13 protein-coding genes and 1 tRNA gene are annotated in these 16,101 nt (G+C 59.8%); 6 read left to right on the forward strand and 8 right to left on the reverse strand.

The window, feature by feature from the left end; genetic code table 11:
* Position 1: 1 nt before the first annotated feature.
* Positions 2-1,717, reverse strand: coding sequence for a hypothetical protein (locus CLV78_RS05120; RefSeq protein WP_106203638.1), 1,716 nt, complete (start codon positions 1,715-1,717; stop codon positions 2-4).
* A 62-nt stretch (positions 1,718-1,779) separates the two neighbouring features.
* Positions 1,780-3,108 (reverse strand): guanitoxin biosynthesis MBL fold metallo-hydrolase GntH, encoded by a 1,329-nt coding sequence (gene gntH / locus CLV78_RS05125; protein WP_106203639.1) that lies wholly within the window; start codon positions 3,106-3,108, stop codon positions 1,780-1,782.
* A gap of 298 nt (positions 3,109-3,406) precedes the next feature.
* On the opposite strand from gntH, the gene CLV78_RS05130 reads away from it, so the two are divergent.
* Positions 3,407-4,756, forward strand: a complete 1,350-nt coding sequence (locus CLV78_RS05130; protein ID WP_106203640.1) for a tetratricopeptide repeat protein — start codon at positions 3,407-3,409, stop codon at positions 4,754-4,756.
* Positions 4,757-5,525: 769 nt separating this feature from the next.
* Here the strand turns inward: CLV78_RS05130 and CLV78_RS05135 are convergent.
* Positions 5,526-6,458, reverse strand: a complete 933-nt coding sequence (locus CLV78_RS05135) for a DMT family transporter (protein ID WP_106203641.1) — start codon at positions 6,456-6,458, stop codon at positions 5,526-5,528.
* A complete protein-coding gene (locus CLV78_RS05140; protein ID WP_106203642.1) occupies positions 6,455-7,270 on the reverse strand; it encodes an alpha/beta fold hydrolase in 816 nt (271 codons plus the stop codon). Before CLV78_RS05140 ends, CLV78_RS05135 begins: the two co-directional genes overlap by 4 nt.
* 352 nt (positions 7,271-7,622) lie before the next feature.
* Between CLV78_RS05140 and CLV78_RS05145 the strand changes: the two genes are divergently transcribed.
* Positions 7,623-8,435: an alpha/beta fold hydrolase gene (locus tag CLV78_RS05145; RefSeq protein WP_106203643.1), complete on the forward strand. Its 813-nt coding sequence runs from the start codon at positions 7,623-7,625 to the stop codon at positions 8,433-8,435.
* 493 nt (positions 8,436-8,928) lie between these two features.
* Here the strand turns inward: CLV78_RS05145 and CLV78_RS05150 are convergent, their stop codons facing one another.
* Positions 8,929-9,504: a Crp/Fnr family transcriptional regulator gene (locus tag CLV78_RS05150; protein ID WP_106203644.1), complete on the reverse strand. Its 576-nt coding sequence runs from the start codon at positions 9,502-9,504 to the stop codon at positions 8,929-8,931.
* Between the two features lie 78 nt (positions 9,505-9,582).
* Here CLV78_RS05150 and CLV78_RS05155 point away from each other — a divergent pair, with 78 nt between their 5' ends.
* Both CLV78_RS05155 and CLV78_RS05160 read left to right on the forward strand, forming a co-directional pair.
* Positions 9,583-10,131: a hypothetical protein gene (locus CLV78_RS05155; protein WP_106203645.1), complete on the forward strand. Its 549-nt coding sequence runs from the start codon at positions 9,583-9,585 to the stop codon at positions 10,129-10,131.
* 571 nt (positions 10,132-10,702) lie between these two features.
* Positions 10,703-10,776, forward strand: a tRNA-Gly gene (locus CLV78_RS05160).
* Positions 10,777-10,975: 199 nt separating this feature from the next.
* Here the strand turns inward: CLV78_RS05160 and CLV78_RS24245 are convergent.
* From CLV78_RS24245 to CLV78_RS05170, 3 genes are all read right to left on the reverse strand, one after another.
* Positions 10,976-11,377, reverse strand: coding sequence for a DUF4145 domain-containing protein (locus CLV78_RS24245; RefSeq protein WP_211300939.1), 402 nt, complete (start codon positions 11,375-11,377; stop codon positions 10,976-10,978).
* A gap of 2 nt (positions 11,378-11,379) precedes the next feature.
* Complete coding sequence (locus CLV78_RS24250) at positions 11,380-11,793, reverse strand: hypothetical protein (protein ID WP_211300940.1); 414 nt, start codon at positions 11,791-11,793, stop codon at positions 11,380-11,382.
* A gap of 342 nt (positions 11,794-12,135) precedes the next feature.
* On the reverse strand, positions 12,136-12,918 hold the full coding sequence (locus tag CLV78_RS05170; protein WP_106203646.1) for a DeoR/GlpR family DNA-binding transcription regulator: 783 nt from the start codon (positions 12,916-12,918) through the stop codon (positions 12,136-12,138).
* Between the two features lie 240 nt (positions 12,919-13,158).
* Here CLV78_RS05170 and CLV78_RS05175 point away from each other — a divergent pair, with 240 nt between their 5' ends.
* Together CLV78_RS05175 and CLV78_RS05180 are read left to right on the forward strand one after the other, a co-directional pair.
* A complete protein-coding gene (locus tag CLV78_RS05175; RefSeq protein WP_106203647.1) occupies positions 13,159-14,895 on the forward strand; it encodes an ABC transporter substrate-binding protein in 1,737 nt (578 codons plus the stop codon).
* A gap of 141 nt (positions 14,896-15,036) precedes the next feature.
* On the forward strand, positions 15,037-16,101 hold the full coding sequence (locus CLV78_RS05180) for an ABC transporter ATP-binding protein (protein ID WP_106203780.1): 1,065 nt from the start codon (positions 15,037-15,039) through the stop codon (positions 16,099-16,101).

Genomic DNA, 16,101 nt, shown 5'->3' on the forward strand with positions numbered 1-16,101 from the left:
CTCATGTCCGGGTTTGTGCGCTGAGTATCGTCAGGCCGTTCAGGAACCACTGGTCCGCTTGCCGGGAAACGTCGATGAGCCCGCGATAGGTGACGAGTCGGCGGTGCAGGTGGCCCCAATGACCGCCGCTTACCGAGGCTGTCCAAGTGGCAAGGATCTGGCTGCCGTTGCCATCAGATTCCGGTGTGACTTGTTCCACTTCGATATCCACGATCTCATCGGTCCGAGCCAACGCACCAGACGGCAGGGTAACGGATAATCCACGGCGCATCTCGGCGCCGACGTCGTTCGCCCTTTCGGGCCTCACAAACGGGGCAAGGGCGAGTTCGAACTGATCGGGTCGGGTTTCCAACATCGCGGTCCCGGCATTCTCCAGCAAACCGGCCATGACGTGCTGCGTCGCCTCAGCATCCGGCCCCGGTTGCCCCGGCAATTGAACCGGGGTCGTCCTTGGGGCGAAAATGGCTGCCGCGACCATTCCAGCCACGCAAACAGTCGCTGCCGCAATTCTCCGAGTGCCTTTGTTGCGGAAAGCCGTCCAGGCTGCGGCAAATGCTGCAACGATGAACCCGCCTGCCAGCACCGGCAGATCAAGGACCTTTGCGGTCGAAACAGTGACCCTCTCTGGTTTGGGATCGGTCCAGGATGTCAGGTGGTTGGTCCAGGAAACGACGGAATCGTCGCGGCGGACCACGGCCGGGACGCCGCCGGCGGGATCGGTGAGGGTGACGGGCACCGTGTCGATCCCCTCCGGGAACAAGTCCCATGTCATCTCGACGTCGCTGGCGAGCGTTGTTCGAGGGTAGGCCAGCACGATGCCAAGGAGTGCGGTCGCGCGGTCGCTCTGCTCGCCGTCTTCCAGCACCCGCAGACCCTGCGCGCCAACAGCGATGCGAGAGACGCGGATATCGACGGGCACGACGGCCTCTCCATCAATGACGACGGGATTGCGCCTTTCGAAAAAATCCGCCGCCCTGGGCGCAACCTCGGCCATCTGCGCAGACCCGAGGGAACCGGTCGCGTCGAGGTCGAGCTCGACCCAGCCTTCGAGGTCCCGCAGGCGGACGATAATCTCGTGCCGCACCTCTCTCGGTTCCATCGACAGGAAAGACATTAGCGGGGACTTGTGGTGGCGTGTCAGGTTGGGGTTCTCGAAAGCGCTGAACCAGGGATCCTCCCAGTCCGGCACCAGAGTTTCCGCGCGGGAAAGATACCTGTAGTCGGTGACCGGTACGCCGAGGTGATCGACCAGCAGGCCAAGCGAGGCGACGGGCATTCCCGACATGTCGAGCGGCGGCGTGAAGGTGATGCTCTCGGGCTGTCCGGTGAAGGGGAACTCCATCTCGGCATAGATCACGTCATCGCTGCGCGGGCGCGGCGGTACGGCAACCGTTGTGGCAGTCGCGCGGGGCTGGCGCGGGCGCAGGTCTACGGTGCGGATCACGGGCGAGAGCGGCTGTCCATTGGCTGAGACCTGAACTGTCCGGCCCGTCCTTTCGGCAAGGGATGCCTTTGCATTCTCATCCGGCGCGACGAAATAGGGATAGTCGGCCGGGTCGATCTCCAGCGCCAACCGTACCCGGTCGTCCAGCACGGAGATCTCGACGAAGTTCGGTGCGGTCTCTCCGCCATAGGGCGAGACAAGATCGGCCCTGGCCGGCCCGTTCGTCAAGAGGGCCAGCGATGCGACGAGTATTGTGCGAAGAAATGGGGACATGGTGATCGCCTTTGAGTCCTGGATCTTGCCCCGGCGTTTTTCGACGCCGGGGCTGAGAGGCGTTATTCGTCGCCCGGATAGGGGAAGTCGCGACCAAGTGTTTCCGATGCTTCTTCGAAGATCGGGCGCAGAACATCGTCGACGTCCCAGAAGCCGCCTTCAGTGAATTCCGAGAAGCCCATCTTGTCTTGATCGAGCCCATTCTCCTCTGCGAATGCCACTCGGTCGTCCAGGCTGGGCGGTTCGGCCGGCGCACCCAGTGGCGGCGCCCAAGTTGCCTCTTCCGTCACCGCCATCCGCACGTGAATCTCGTCCTTGGTCACGTTCCATACCATGTAGTCATCGGCGAGACTGAGCGGTCCGTCATATGTCTGCCGGATCCGGTCATAGACGGCAGTCGAGGTGTCGAAATCATTGAAGAAGTGATAGGCCACGGCCAGCCGGGGCTGGATCTCGCTCATCACCTTACCGAAGGCCTCCGGCGCCGTGTGGACCTGCGTTCCGACGAGCAGCGCCGATTCCGGGCTGAACTTCATCTTGTTGACGAGGTCGGGCACGGCGATGAAGCATTCGTGGACGGCCAGATCTGCATCCTTTGCATATTCGATGAACCACTTGTTGGGATAAGTGTCAGAACTGAACACGAACTTCAGGTCGTTCCATTCAAGCGCATAGCTGACTGAACCGTCGATTGCATGGATCGCCGGAAAAGTGCGGATTGTGACCCCGTTTTCTTCGTAGATCACCTCGTTCTCAAGCTTGTAGTCGAACTCCGTGACCTCAAGGCGGTATCCGCGGAAATCCACGTTGCCTGCACGACCAGCCATGTCCCATGTCAACATCTGCATCATACCGTTGAGGGCGTGGGCGGTTCCAAGTTCGGGCGTTGCTCCACTCGGTCCCCATACCTTGAGCGGGACGTTCCGGCCCATCAATGCGCCGCCAATGAAGAGGTCATGCAGCGAACCGAAATGGTCCGTGTGCAGGTGCCCGATGAACACCTTGTCGAGATAATTGTAGGGGATCTGCAAGGACGAGATCCGCTCCGCCGAGCCCGAACCAATATCGAACAGGAACTTGTCTCCGTTGCCAAGCTCGACGAGGAAGCAGGCCGCGGCCTGTGCGGCGCGCGTCGTCGGCATGCCGGTGCCGCAGGCAATCACGCGCATCTCGTCGGGGGCAAGGTCTTCGGTGTTCGGATAATAGGTGTCCCGCTTGCGATCCCGAACCATCGTCGGCGAGACCTCTTCCCCGGCTTCCTGTGCGTGGGCTGCGCCGACAAGTGCGGTGTCTGACCAGTCATCCGGAAGCGGGGCGCCAAGCCACGTTCCAAACGCGATTCCAGCCAGGAAACTGGCCGTTCGCGTGAGCACTTTCTTTCGGTCTTTCATCCTAGGGTCCTCCAGGGTTGAACTTTGCTTCCATCCCTGACGGAGCGGGACGAAATGCCAGAGCCAGGTGCGTTGAACGGCCCAAGAACCCGCCGTCGCAGGAGTGTTCGGATAACGCGATCAATCCATTGCGGGCTCCGACCGTCCGCCGCTCCGCGACATGTGATTAGAACGGAACGAACAGGTTGAGTGTTGCGGCCGCAGAGGCGCCACGTAACGGAGTCATCGTGACTCACATGGTGACTCCGGTGCGGAACACTGTGATAGTCGCCTGAAATAGCTGGAGAACAACGACGCGATGACCGAGATCGGATCGCAGGCCGAATTGTCGCCGGAGGACCGGAAGGCGGCGCTTGAGAGCATCCTCGCATCGCCGGTGTTCGAAGGTGCCGGGCGCCTGCGTGACTTTCTGGTCTACATCGTGGACGAGGAGGCGGCGGGCAGAGGCGACGCCATTCGTGGCAAGACTATCGCTCAGGATGTCTATGGCCGCACCTCGGAGGATGGCCCGGACCCCGAGAACATCGTTCGTGTGGATGCGAGGCGCCTGCGGCAAATGCTGGAGCATTTCTATGCGACCGACGGCGCGGACGCGCCTGTGAAGCTGCATCTCGATACCGGCACTTACTGCCCGCGTTTTGAGGCTCTTCCGGAACCCGCAGCCAGACGGTGGAGTGGTCTGCGGACACGGTTTCCAGCCTATGTTGGCCTCTTCGTGCTGGGCACCTTGGTCGGTATTGGCATCAAATCGATCCTTCTGCCGGAACAGCCGGTCGAGCATGTGGCCAACTCGGAAGCATCGCTCGACCTCTCAACACAAGTTGCTGCCGACCGGAAGGTGGCCGAACGCACCGCGCTCATGGACAAATCACCCGCCTCACTTGAGGCAATCCACCTCGCCGAACAAGGCCGGCGGATGTTTTTCCCAATCTTCGATGCGCCGCGTCAGGAGTTGCTCTCCTTGGTGTTTGAACGGGTGATCGAACTCGATCCCGACTATTTCGGTGGCTATGCAGGGCTTGCGCATGCCCTCGCAACCCGCGCAATCCTATCCTCCGACGTGGACAACCGTGAAGCCCTCGTCGCTCAGGCAACGGCCTCAGCCCGCAAGGCCGTGCGCCTTGCCCCCACGCAAGCCTGGACGCAGTCCTCGCTCGCGTGGGTCACTTTCGCAGCGAAAGACTATGACGAGGCGATGCGTCTTGCGGAACTTTCGGCAAGGCTCGATCCCGACAATGGACAGATCCTCGACATCCTGGGATCGGTTGCGCTGTTTGCCGGCAATTTCGAACGGGCCGTGGAAGCAGCAAATGGCGGCGAGGCGCGAGTTGGAGCCAATCAGCGCTTCGTCAATCGAAATATCTTCTCGGCAGCAAGCTTTCACCTGGGAAACTATCGCGATGCTTCCGAAGGTTTTGCGGCGGCAGCGGCCTCCGGAGACCCGCTCAGCGCGCCCTCCCTCGCCTATCAAGCGGCGGCATTCGCAGCACTCGGGCGCGAACAGGACGCGAAGCGAAAACTGACGGAGTTGGAACGCGCGTGGCCAGATGCGCCGCTTGGTGCGATGTTGTACGGGATCCACCGCGACAAGGCAGATGCCGACGCCGTGTTGGACAGGTTGCGCGATTTGGGATGGACCGATGGGTAGCGCGCAAACAATCCGTTGCTTCAGACGCCGTTTATTGCCGGAAGATTCGTTCTTTTCGTGCTACCAGGCCACCGCAAACGATCTTTTGCCGGTCAGGTTTGACACTTCACCCCATGCATTTGCCCATTTTCCATTCGTGGCAAAACCGCTTTGCGTCAAGAGCAGTCCATCGCGCTAGTAGAATTCACGGCAGCTTGGTCCGCTAGTGAGACGTTTGTCGCGCCCGCTGCGAATGGGCGGTCTGGGCTCGAGCCATTTTGACCAAGTTCAACGACCGCTTACGGGAATCTGTGCTGCAGCGCCACGACCAACTTGAGGACTTGGCGATCTGGTGGGCGCAAGTTTCGCTGCACGAGCAAAAGGCAGAAAGTCGCCAACTCGGCCGATCGCTCGACATCGGCCACTGACCGCAATGCGCAGGGAACAGACGTCTCGCCGCTTTCTGGCAGCGGCCGCTTCGTCCCGCAACTGAGACACCCGACGCCGGTGCCGCGGACGACCGGTTTGGATTTGGGGCAATTCGCCCCGGTCAACGACCGGTTTGCGGGAAGAACTGTCATTCAGGCCGAACGCAGCGATTGACTGGAAAGTGCCCTCAGCGGACTCCGGCTTTCGGTCCAGTTCGCGCATGCAGCATCTTGCGGCGGCTCCTGGCGAACTGCGGCGCAGTGCCGGGACCGGACGTTCACGCCGTCCGCAGCGAAGATTGCAGGCAATACGACCGAGTTGCGGGGCGAAACGGACATTGCCAGTTTCGGCCTCCTCCACCTCACTTCGGATTCGCAGCAATACGCCGTTGCGGCCAAAGAACCTCGAAGAACACCGATCCCGACACGACGACGATCGCAGCAAGCTGCAACCACGTCGGACTGTCCCCCAGGAAGACGATCGCCAGGCCGGCGGCAATCACCGGCTTAAGGAAAAACAGATAGGAGGCGCGCGTCATATCGGAAGCCGAGGCCAGCCCTCCAAGCCACAGCAATTGGGTAATCGTCGTATTCCATAACCCCAGGATAACTAGAGACCAGATTGCGACAGATGGCTTCTCCGCAAGCGAAATCGGGTTCACCCATTTCCCCCAGAAGATGCCAACGCCGACCCACAGCCCAATGGCGCCAATGGAAATCGCGAGGGTTGTAATCCGCATTCCACCGTGCCGGACCATGAGGGGTTTGGCGAGAACCGAATAGCCCGCAACGAGCGCCGCACAGAGTATCGCCATCAGAACGCCCCAGAGCGACGCGCCGCCAGCGGACAGAACGTCCAGATACCCGTCCGTGAGCAATGCCGCGATGCCCACCACAGCCAGAACGCCTGTGATGATCTTGGCCGTGGAAATCGGCGTACGGTTAACCGCCAGATTGATCAGTCCGACGAAGATCGGGATGGTCGTAACCAGTGTGGCCACCTGAATCACGCTCGCGAAATCCAGCGACCAGTGAAAGAGCAGATAGGCAAGTGAGACCCCAAGCAGAGACAGCGGTATCAGCATCCGCCACTCCTCCCGAAGCGGTGTCGCAAGGTCGCGCGTGTCTTTGCGAGAGAGTGACCAAACGAGCAGCCCCGCGGCGCCTATGAGGTATCGCCAGACTGAAACTTCCGGACCGGCCACACCGGTTAGTTTCGCGAAGAATTCCGAGCTCGCATGCCCGCAAACCCCGACAAATACAGCAAGATAGGCCCAGCGGGCGGGGATATTCATGGCTGCTCGATCTCCGCTGCAAACTTCGCGAGGCTTTCGGCAAGCTGCTCCGGTCGTTCAAGCGGCAACAGGTGACCGGCGTTGTCCCAGTCTTCGCGACGGGCGTCCGGCAGCAGAGAGAACAGACGATCGATAACCTCGGGGTCTCGGAACACTCTGTCATGCAATCCGGTAATCGAAAGCACGGGGAGGTTCAGAGAAGACCAGTCGAAATCCCAGCGCGTGTCGACCGAATTTCGCATCAGATTCGCGTGGCCATGATCCCGATCCAACGGCGTGTAAGGTCCGCTCAGGTAGTTTTGCCGTATGCCAGAGGCAAAGTCCGGGTTGGTCAGAAGCGGCATCATCAGCCCCATGAACAAGCCGGCGCCACCGGTCGCCACGTAGTGCGGAAGCGCGTCGTTGATCCATGCAATGCGCGGGTTGATTTCCCGCAGAGTGTTGAGAAGGACAATGCCACTGGCAGCGGCACCTTTGGCGTATGCTTGCGATGCGTAGAGCCCGCCGATGGACAATCCTGTCAGGATCGGAGTGCGGGGGCTGATCTCGCGGAGAAGGCGGACCAGGTCGTCGACGATCAGAGAATTCGTCAGTTCCGTTCCCTGAGCGAAGGGGGACTTGTCCTGCCCCCGATAGTTGTAGCTGAGCGTCCCGAAGCCGCGCTTGCGCAAGCTTGGCGCGACCGCTGCTTCCCAATGGTCCGTCGAGCCCGTCAGGGCATTCACAAACACGAAAGTCGGTGCGCCTTCGCGTGTTGGCAGCGTGTGAAGGAAGAAGATCGAGTTACTGGAATCGATATGTAGATCGGACATAAATCGCCCCCCAACGTCAGACAGACACCTTACAGCAAAACGCGGTTTCGGCCTAATTGCCCGCGTGCAAGGGACGCATAGCTCTCGAGCGACGTACCCCCCAAAAGGTCCGGAGTGGGCTTGAAGCCGCCTTGCGGAATCGCAGAGCTACCGGCTTGGACTGCGCTCCGAGAGCAGACTTTGGCGCAGTCCAGGCTATTCTAGGTCTTCAATCAGTTAGCCCGACCAACGGATCGTCTACGGTTGAAAGCGATGGCTCGTCGAACAGGCCCAAAGCGACGGCACCGAGCCCGGAACAAGCCCTTCAAAAAAGGTGTTCGGCCTTGGTTGCGGGCATGATAGTCACAACAAGATGTCACACGACAAAACTTGCAGTCTCCCCTCTGGCGGGGCGCGTTTGTTCGTACGCCAGAGCGGCGCGGGTCATGCTCTGCTGTGCCTGCACGCAGGTGTCGCGGACCAGAGGATGTACACGGCGCAGCACGCCGAGCTTTCAGACATGGCTAGGGTCATTTCCTATGACCGAAGGGGGTTTGGGCTGACAACCACGCCGGACGAGCCGTTTGCCCAAATTGATGACCTAGAGAAGGTGGTTGAGGCCTGCAGAATTGATGCGGCCGTGCTGATTGGTTGTTCCCAGGGTGGACGCATTGCAATCGACTTCGCGCTCAGACACCCAGACTTCGTTACAGGGCTATTCCTCGTAGCGCCGGTGGTAAGCGGAATGCCCCAGCCGGACCTGCCGCCCGACCTGAAAAAGCTAGATGATGCCATAGACCTGGCCTACGAAGTCGAGGACTTGGAACGGATCAACGAACTGGAAGTGAAGGCTTGGCTTGATGGCCCGAGGTCAGAAACCGGTCGCACCGGGAGGGCGGCCCGTGAGTTGTTCACCGAGATGAATGGCAAGGCGCTTGAACACTCGGAACTGACCTTGGAACGGAAGCCGGATAGCGCCTGGGATCGGGTACAGGAGATTACGGCGCCAGTCCGGCTGTACTGTGGCGACCTTGACTTCCCTTACATGCAGGACCTGGCTAGAGGCCTGGCCGACCGCCTCCCCAATTCCGATTTCCGTTCCCTTTCCGGCATGGCCCATTTGCCGTTTCTGGAGAGTCCGGAAACGATGAATGCCGAGCTCAGGGACTTTCTGAGTTCACTGTAGATCAGAGTGCCGGATACGCCGCTTCCCGAGGGCGTGCTTTGTCCGCAACTCGGTCATAGACCGCCCGATCCTCGCTGCGCCTAAGACGAACGGCCGCTTTCTTGGCTGCAGCGCAGCTTGGCTCGCGGATCGGAGCGGGCGATCAGTTCGCTGCTGGAGCGAAGGAAGCGATTTCTATCAATCCGCCTTGGGGTCAACTCGGCCATCTGAGTCCAATTGTCGGATGACCGCAGTGTCGGCATACTACCAGTTCGAACAGTGCGCAGAAGCGGTAAATAAGGGCTCGGTGCCGTCGTTGCGTCCTCGATCGTCGGGCAACCGCTTTCGACTGTCGAATGGCGGGGCGTCGGGCCACACTACTGAAAAGGATCGAGGAGCCGTATTCCGGTAACGGCTGCTTCCGGAACCCCCTTCAAACTCTTCCCGCTGCACTGCGTCAGGCCGCTCTGAGCCCAATGTGCCGGGTGTTGCGCCACGATCTAGGGTCCGCTTCCTATCTATTTCGATCGAAGGCACGCAAACGGCTCATTGTGACCGGCGTGACTCCCAAAAAGGAAGCAATCAACGAATGAGTGAAGATGTCTTCATATCCGGGGAATGATTGGCGAAACCAACTGAGCCGCTCAGCACCTCCAAGCGCCGCGAGGCACCATTCGCGTTCAGCCTTCTTGCTCAATGCGTCTTGAAGAACTGCATTGGCCCAATTTCGGATGGACTCGGATGAGAGCATCAGGCCTGAAAGCAGCTCACTGTCAATCCAAGCAAGCGTAGCATCAGTCGTTGCCGCAATGGACACGAGAGACACACCATCCCGCGTTCGCGCGATATTTGGCGTGACAACACAGGGGCCCATGAAAAAGCCAACGCAGACTTCCCTGCCTTCCTGGTCACAAATGCTGCTGGCCAGGCATCCTTCCAAGAGAATGAACTCGTCTGTTTCGGGTTGCTCTTGTCGGGAGAGGTACGCCCCTTTGTGCAACCTCTTTGATCTCCAGCGAGACGCGAATTCGTCTGCGAAGGCCATATCTGACAAGTCAGGTGACTGCTTGAGAAAGGTCCGTAAATCCATCTTGGCAAGCCTTATCAAATGATAATGCGGGTGTCTTCGTCTGGGGCCATGAGTGACACAGTTCAAGGAGGTTGCGAAATGACGAACGGAATTCTGTCCCGGCACATCGGAGTTATCGCGATCGGCTGCGGGGTGATCGGTGCATCAATCTATCTGCTGATGATAAAAGTTACGCTCGCCCACATTGAGGCAGTCTCGGGGTACGTCCCGTTCGATATGCGTCCCATAGGCTATAGCCCTGCAGACGCCGCGACGCTTCTTGAGGCGCTTGGTGCCGAGGGGCGTGCGTACTATCTTAGCTACCAGATACTTCTGGATACGTTATATCCGGCCGCGCTCGCTTTGACGCTGATCGCCACACTTCTCTGGATCGGGCAACGGATATCAGGCAGCATGCTCGTCCGCTTCGGTATCGCCCTTTCCGCTAGCAGTGCTCTGTTCGATTACATCGAGAACCTTGGTATCGTTGCCATGATTTGGAGCTGGCCAAGTATTTCAGTTCCTCTGGTCAATGCCGCCAGCACAGCCACGATCGTCAAATCCGTCATCACAACGTTGGCTGTACTTGTCGTGCTTCTTTCTGGGATTATCCGGACGCGCCAGCCCAAAGCCGACCTTCGTCTATAGGCGCGCAACGGCGGCTTCGTCCGCATCCTCCCAGTTCGGTACCGGCGCAGCGAATGACAGCAACGGATTCCGCGGTTGATGGCGCCCGCGAATGACCGGTCCGGGGAAAATCGCTGCGCTGGCAAAGTGGCACCGCCGCAGTCGCGAAAACTCGTCACAGATTTCAGCAATCACACTCGCTGCAGCTGTACGAGTCCGGGACGTCCCGCATGAAAGACTTCTGCCGCTTCCGCGGCGAACGGCCGGAATGGGGTCCGGCCCGAATGGCCGAGTTCGATGCCGTCTTTGGGAAATCCTGCTGCTGTGCCGCGCCGATCATCGCGTCTCGGCCGCCGGTTGGAGGCATATCTCGCGCATCAGTATCGGGAGGCTCCGTTCGCATGCCCGACCTTGGTTCTAGCCCAGTGAAGGTCGGAGATCCGCCGAATTGGCATGATTCTGAGGTGTTATCGACTGCCCAAACCAAGGGTCTCGCCAAGCAGCATAGGGTATCTTTCTTGGTGCTGGTGAAATCTCCGGGAGTTCGTGCTTGACGGCAGAAAATCAGTGAAATATTCACCACCAACACTGCGCGGGCGTTGTGTAGTGGTAAGACCTTAGCCTTCCAAGCTAATGACGCGGGTTCGATTCCCGCCGCCCGCTCCAGTTTTCTCTTTAACTCATTGAAAATAACCAGTAAATTAATCGACCTGTCGCAAAATCGACTGTTTCCCGCAACGCTTCCCGCAACGGCCTTTGACTCAATAGAGTGGACGTTTTTTGATCATACCCCGTGGTAGTGAGAACCCTTGCACGGGGATGCAGGCGCCCAAGGTGAAACGCGCAGAGTTCGTTGAGACTCGGATCAGAAAACGGTTTTCAGGACCTTGGCTGAACCGTCAACGAGTTCCGAGATCTCGTCTTTGGTGGGCTCCCGTCCCTTGGCGTGGCTACAGATATTTCTGGTGTCAGCGAGGCTCTGAATGAAACGTTCCTGAGCCAGCGTGATGACATTGGATTTGCGCAGCAACTGGGCAAGGTCCGAGATGCCCGGGTTCTTCTTCGCGATTTTGAGGCCATGAGTTCCACGAACATGATTCAGGTGTTTTTCGATTACAACACCGCAGATGGCGCCAGCGGCTCGCAGGTAGCCAGCCTTGGCCAAAGCTCCGGCGGTTTCGATTTCAGTGTCGAACAGGTCGGCTTGCAAAACCGCTGAAAGGTCCAGAAGGGTCGACTCAAGCGTATCCTTGGCGGCTTTAACCAAGTTTAGTTGCTGCTTGAATTCTGGAATGGCAGCGGAGCCGTCAGCAACGACCTTTTTTCATAGCCACTAGTGATTTGAAGGCCCTGTAAATAGTCCCTTATCATGTAGTTCTGAAAGTCAATTTTCTTTCGAACGCGAGGATACTCATAGTATGAGATGAAGTCTGACAATCGGTCCGGCAAAACTTGTTTGATGACGGCTTGCGCCTCAGAGTACCATTTCTGATAGTCATCCCTGAAAGATGGAAAATCTTTCAAAATCTTCTCGGCTTTCTCTTCGTCATTGTCGACTGCCTTATAGATCTGCTCGGAAACCGTATCCGGGTAGCATTCATACTGGATTGAGTTGAGGAGTTCGTTGCCTTCCACGATCAAACGTTTCAGATCGTCTGAAAACTTCTTGGTTCTTTCGGACATTCGGTCCTCGCTGCTCAATCTCTTTGAGACAGTCCGCTCGCCCCGGCGTCCTGTCAAGAGTTGCGTACCCACCCAAAAGCGCACCAGTGCGAGACGGCACAGCGCCATTTGAAGCCTGTACTCGAAACGTGTTGGTTGGGCGAAGCCATTGTCGGGAGAACCGAACAAACACGCAACACACGGCAGAGGTGATTCGATTCAACTAATTGAATTATTTGAGTTTTGTTGGCTTTACCGGAAGCCCTTGGAGCGCGCCGCCCGCTCCATTCCCTCCTCAATGCAGTTTCACACCCGGCGCATCCGACGTCCGTCGAACCGATGTGACACACGGCCCCCCTACCCTTACACAGGCGTGTGGTTGGGATCACTCGTGCAGATCACGCGGGTCTGGGCGGCTTCGGCCGCTTGCAAGAAGCTCTCCGGCAACGGTCCGTCGGTCACAACGACATCAAGCTCCCCGAGGCTGCAAATCCGGACCGATGCATCGACGTCGAACTTGGAGCGGTCGACGACAAGGATTTTCTGTCGCGCATTGCGCAGGATCGCGCGGGCAACGGCGACCTCGCGTTCATCAAAGTCGAGGATCGCCCCGTCTGCATCCAGAGAGGAACACCCGATCACGGCGAAATCCGCCTTGTGCCGGTCCATGAAGGCAACGGCATCGCCACCGATAATCGCGCCGTCGGAGGGCCGAACGCTGCCGCCCGCGATCTTGAGCGAGGCGATCTCCGACATCCTCAGGATGTGCACGACGTTGATATTGTTGGTGATGACCAGCAGATCCTTGTGGTTGCTCAATGCCTGGGCAACCTGTTCGGTCGTGGAACCGATGTTGAGCATGATCGAGCTGCCATCCGGGATCATGTCGGCGACGACCCGGCCGATGGCTTCCTTCTCGCGTGCATGCCGCAACCGGCGATCCTCGTAGGCGAGCGTTGATGTCGAGGCCCTGCGTTGTGCCCCCCCGTGGGTCCGGACAGCCAGGCCGCGTTCGACCAGGACTGCCATGTCGCGCCGGATGGTCTGTGGGGTCACGTCGAACCGGCGGGCCAGGTCCTCTGTCTCGACCGAGGTCTCCGCCCGCAGAAGATCGAGAATCGCTTGTTGCCTGTCAGTTCCGGACATGGGGCCTCACACCGCTTTGGATTGCACACCGGCCGCACGACCGCTCAGCGAGAGTTTCACTTCAAGTTCGAATTTCGTCAATCGAACAAAGTTCAGAATTCTATTAGTTATTTATTTTCAATATATTAAGCATCTTCACGTCAATTACTAAGATTATAGTTTGACAGATCACATGTTCGTATGAGCATGATTTGCACACCGGCAACGACCGGAAATGCGTTCAACAGGGAGGAGACCAGGATGCGCAAATACCTGTTGGGAGCCGTAGCGTTCCCAGCCATCGTGGCCATGCAATCGGCCTATGCCGACGAGATGGCGGCCCAGAAATGGATCGACGAGGAGTTCCAGCCGTCCGTCCTCAGCAAGGAAGAGCAACTGGAGGAGATGAAGTGGTTCATCTCTGCTGCCGAGCCCTTCAGCGGCATGGAAATCAACGTGTTGTCGGAGGGGATTCCGACCCACTCCTACGAATCCGAAGTGCTGACCAAGGCCTTCGAGGAAATTACTGGCATCAAGGTCAACCACCAGATCCTCGGCGAAGGCGAGGTCGTACAGGCGGTGCAGACCCAGATGCAGACCAAGCGGAACCTCTATGACGCCTATGTCAACGATTCCGACCTGATCGGCACCCATTCGCGTCTGCAACTCGCCTACAACCTGACCGACTGGATGGCTGGCGCAGGCGCCGACGTGACCAACCCGGGGCTGGACCTCGATGACTTCATGGGCATCCAGTTCACCACCGGCCCGGATGGCGACCTCTACCAGCTGCCCGACCAGCAATTCGCGAACCTGTACTGGTTCCGCAAGGACTGGTTCGACCGCGAAGACCTGCAAGCGGCGTTCAAGGAAAAGTACGGCTACGATCTCGGCGTGCCGGTGAACTGGTCCGCCTACGAGGACATCGCACAGTTCTTCTCAGAGGACGTCAAGGAAATCGACGGCACCAGGATCTATGGCCACATGGATTACGGCAAGCGCGCGCCGGACCTTGGCTGGCGGATGACCGACGCCTGGCTCTCGATGGCCGGTGCCGGGTCCAAGGGCGAGCCGAACGGCGTGCCGATCGACGAATGGGGCATCCGCATGGAAGCCGGCTCCTGCAACCCGGCCGGTGCGTCTGTGTCGCGCGGTGGCGCCACCAACGGTCCGGCCGCGGTCTATGCGATCCGCAAGTGGGACGAGTGGCTGCGTGCCTATGCCCCGCCGGGCGCAGCATCCTACGACTTCTACCAGTCGCTGCCCGCCCTCAGCCAGGGCAACGTCGCCCAGCAGATCTTCTGGTACACCGCCTTCACCGCCGACATGGTCGCGCCGAAATCCGCGGGCAACAACACGGTGGATGACGAGGGCACGCCGCTCTGGCGGATGGCTCCCTCGCCGCACGGCCCCTACTGGGAAGAAGGCCAGAAGGTCGGCTATCAGGACGTGGGGTCCTGGACGATCCTGAACTCCACCCCCGAGGACCGCGCCAAGGCGGCCTGGCTCTATGCCCAGTTCGTGGTCTCCAAGACCGTGGATGTGAAGAAGTCCCACGTCGGTCTGACCTTCATCCGTGACAGCTCGGTCCGGCATGAGAGCTTCACCGAGCGTGCGCCGAAGCTGGGCGGGCTGGTCGAGTTCTATCGCTCGCCCGACCGTGTGGCATGGTCGCCCACCGGCATCAACGTGCCGGACTATCCCAAGCTCGCGCAGCTCTGGTGGCAGCAGATCGGTGACGTGAACTCGGGCGCCTTCACGCCGCAGGAAGCCATGGATCGCCTCGCCGGCGAGATGGACCAGGTGATGGCCCGGATGCAGGCCGCCGATGAGCAGGCCGATGTCTATGGCGGCTGTGGCCCGCGGCTCAACGAGGAGATGGATCCCTCTGAGTGGCTCGGCAAGCCCGACGGCCCCAAGGCAAAGCTCGACAACGAGAAGCCGCAAGGCGAGACCGTGAACTACGACGAGCTGGTCGCACGCTGGGCCTCCCAGTGACCTGACACCTGCCCGGGCCGCCAGCCGGCCGGCCCGGGCATCCCGACGGACGCCTGTTCACGCGGCAGGCAGCCGCCCACCCTCCCCTCAACATCCTGCGCCGTGCGGGCACGGGCCCGACGCTGGACGGGCATGGACAAAATGACACTAGACCTCAGAAACGTGACCAAGCGCGTCGGTGCAAACCTCCATATCAAGGAGACGAACCTGACGCTTGAAACCGGCCATTTCAACGTCCTGCTCGGCGAAACGGGCGCGGGGAAGACCTCGCTGATCAAGCTGATGGCCGGGCTCGACCCGCTCGCCTCCGGACAGATCCTGATGGATGGTGAAGATGTCTCGAAGCTGAACACGCAGAAACGCAATATCAGCCTCGTGCACCAGTTCTTCATCAACTACCCGCACATGACGGTTTTCGACAATATCGCCTCGCCGCTGAAAGTGGCCGGGATGGCGAAATCGGAGATCCAAGGGCGCGTGGAGGAAGCGGCGGACATCCTGCAACTGCGGCCGATGCTGCATCGCCGCCCCCACGAGCTGTCCGGTGGCCAGCAGCAGCGGACCGCGCTGGCCCGCGCAATTGCAAAGGAAAGCCGCGCGGTCTTCCTCGACGAGCCGCTTGCCAACCTCGACTACAAGCTGCGCGAAGAACTGCGCGACCAGTTGCCCGAGCTTTTTGCGGGCCGTGGCGCGGTCGTGGTTTACGCGACCTCGGAACCGGAGGAGGCCCTTCTGCTGGGTGGCATGACCGCGCTGATGCATGACGGACGCGTCACGCAGTTCGGACCCACCGCCAAGATCTACAGGGACCCCGCCAACGTGACCTCGGCGGACGTGTTCTCCGACCCGCCGATCAACATTGGCCAGATCACAAAGCAGGGCGCGGAAGCCGTGCTCGGCGATCAGGCGCGCTGGCCACTCGATGGAGCGGCGGCCGCCCTTCCGGATGGCCCCTATACCGTCGCGATCCGCCCGAACCGGGTTCTGCCCCGGCGCACGGAGGCCGCGAATGTCCGGCTGACCGGGAAAGTTCTGGTCACTGAGTTGAGCGGCTCGGAGAGCAGCGCACACTTCAGTTTCGGCGACGACAACTGGGTCTCGCTCTCCGCCGGCGTCTACCCGTTCGAGGTCGGCGAGGTGCAGGAATTTTTCATGGAACCCGCGCATTGCCTCTATTTCGGCAGCGACGGCAACCGGGTGGCGTGA

The organism is Aliiruegeria haliotis (assembly GCF_003003255.1).
Classification (GTDB): Bacteria; Pseudomonadota; Alphaproteobacteria; order Rhodobacterales; family Rhodobacteraceae; genus Tropicimonas; species Tropicimonas haliotis.

Coding starts and splice junctions, on each gene's coding strand:
- CLV78_RS05175 (WP_106203647.1), top strand. CDS start 13,159: ATGCGCAAATACCTGTTGGGAGCCGTAGCGTTCCCAGCCATCGTGGCC.
- CLV78_RS24250 (WP_211300940.1), bottom strand. CDS start 11,793: ATGTCCGAAAGAACCAAGAAGTTTTCAGACGATCTGAAACGTTTGATC.
- CLV78_RS05155 (WP_106203645.1), top strand. CDS start 9,583: ATGACGAACGGAATTCTGTCCCGGCACATCGGAGTTATCGCGATCGGC.
- CLV78_RS05180 (WP_106203780.1), top strand. CDS start 15,037: ATGACACTAGACCTCAGAAACGTGACCAAGCGCGTCGGTGCAAACCTC.
- CLV78_RS05135 (WP_106203641.1), bottom strand. CDS start 6,458: ATGAATATCCCCGCCCGCTGGGCCTATCTTGCTGTATTTGTCGGGGTT.
- CLV78_RS05150 (WP_106203644.1), bottom strand. CDS start 9,504: ATGGATTTACGGACCTTTCTCAAGCAGTCACCTGACTTGTCAGATATG.
- CLV78_RS05140 (WP_106203642.1), bottom strand. CDS start 7,270: ATGTCCGATCTACATATCGATTCCAGTAACTCGATCTTCTTCCTTCAC.
- CLV78_RS05130 (WP_106203640.1), top strand. CDS start 3,407: ATGACCGAGATCGGATCGCAGGCCGAATTGTCGCCGGAGGACCGGAAG.
- CLV78_RS05170 (WP_106203646.1), bottom strand. CDS start 12,918: ATGTCCGGAACTGACAGGCAACAAGCGATTCTCGATCTTCTGCGGGCG.
- gntH (WP_106203639.1), bottom strand. CDS start 3,108: ATGAAAGACCGAAAGAAAGTGCTCACGCGAACGGCCAGTTTCCTGGCT.
- CLV78_RS05120 (WP_106203638.1), bottom strand. CDS start 1,717: ATGTCCCCATTTCTTCGCACAATACTCGTCGCATCGCTGGCCCTCTTG.
- CLV78_RS05145 (WP_106203643.1), top strand. CDS start 7,623: ATGTCACACGACAAAACTTGCAGTCTCCCCTCTGGCGGGGCGCGTTTG.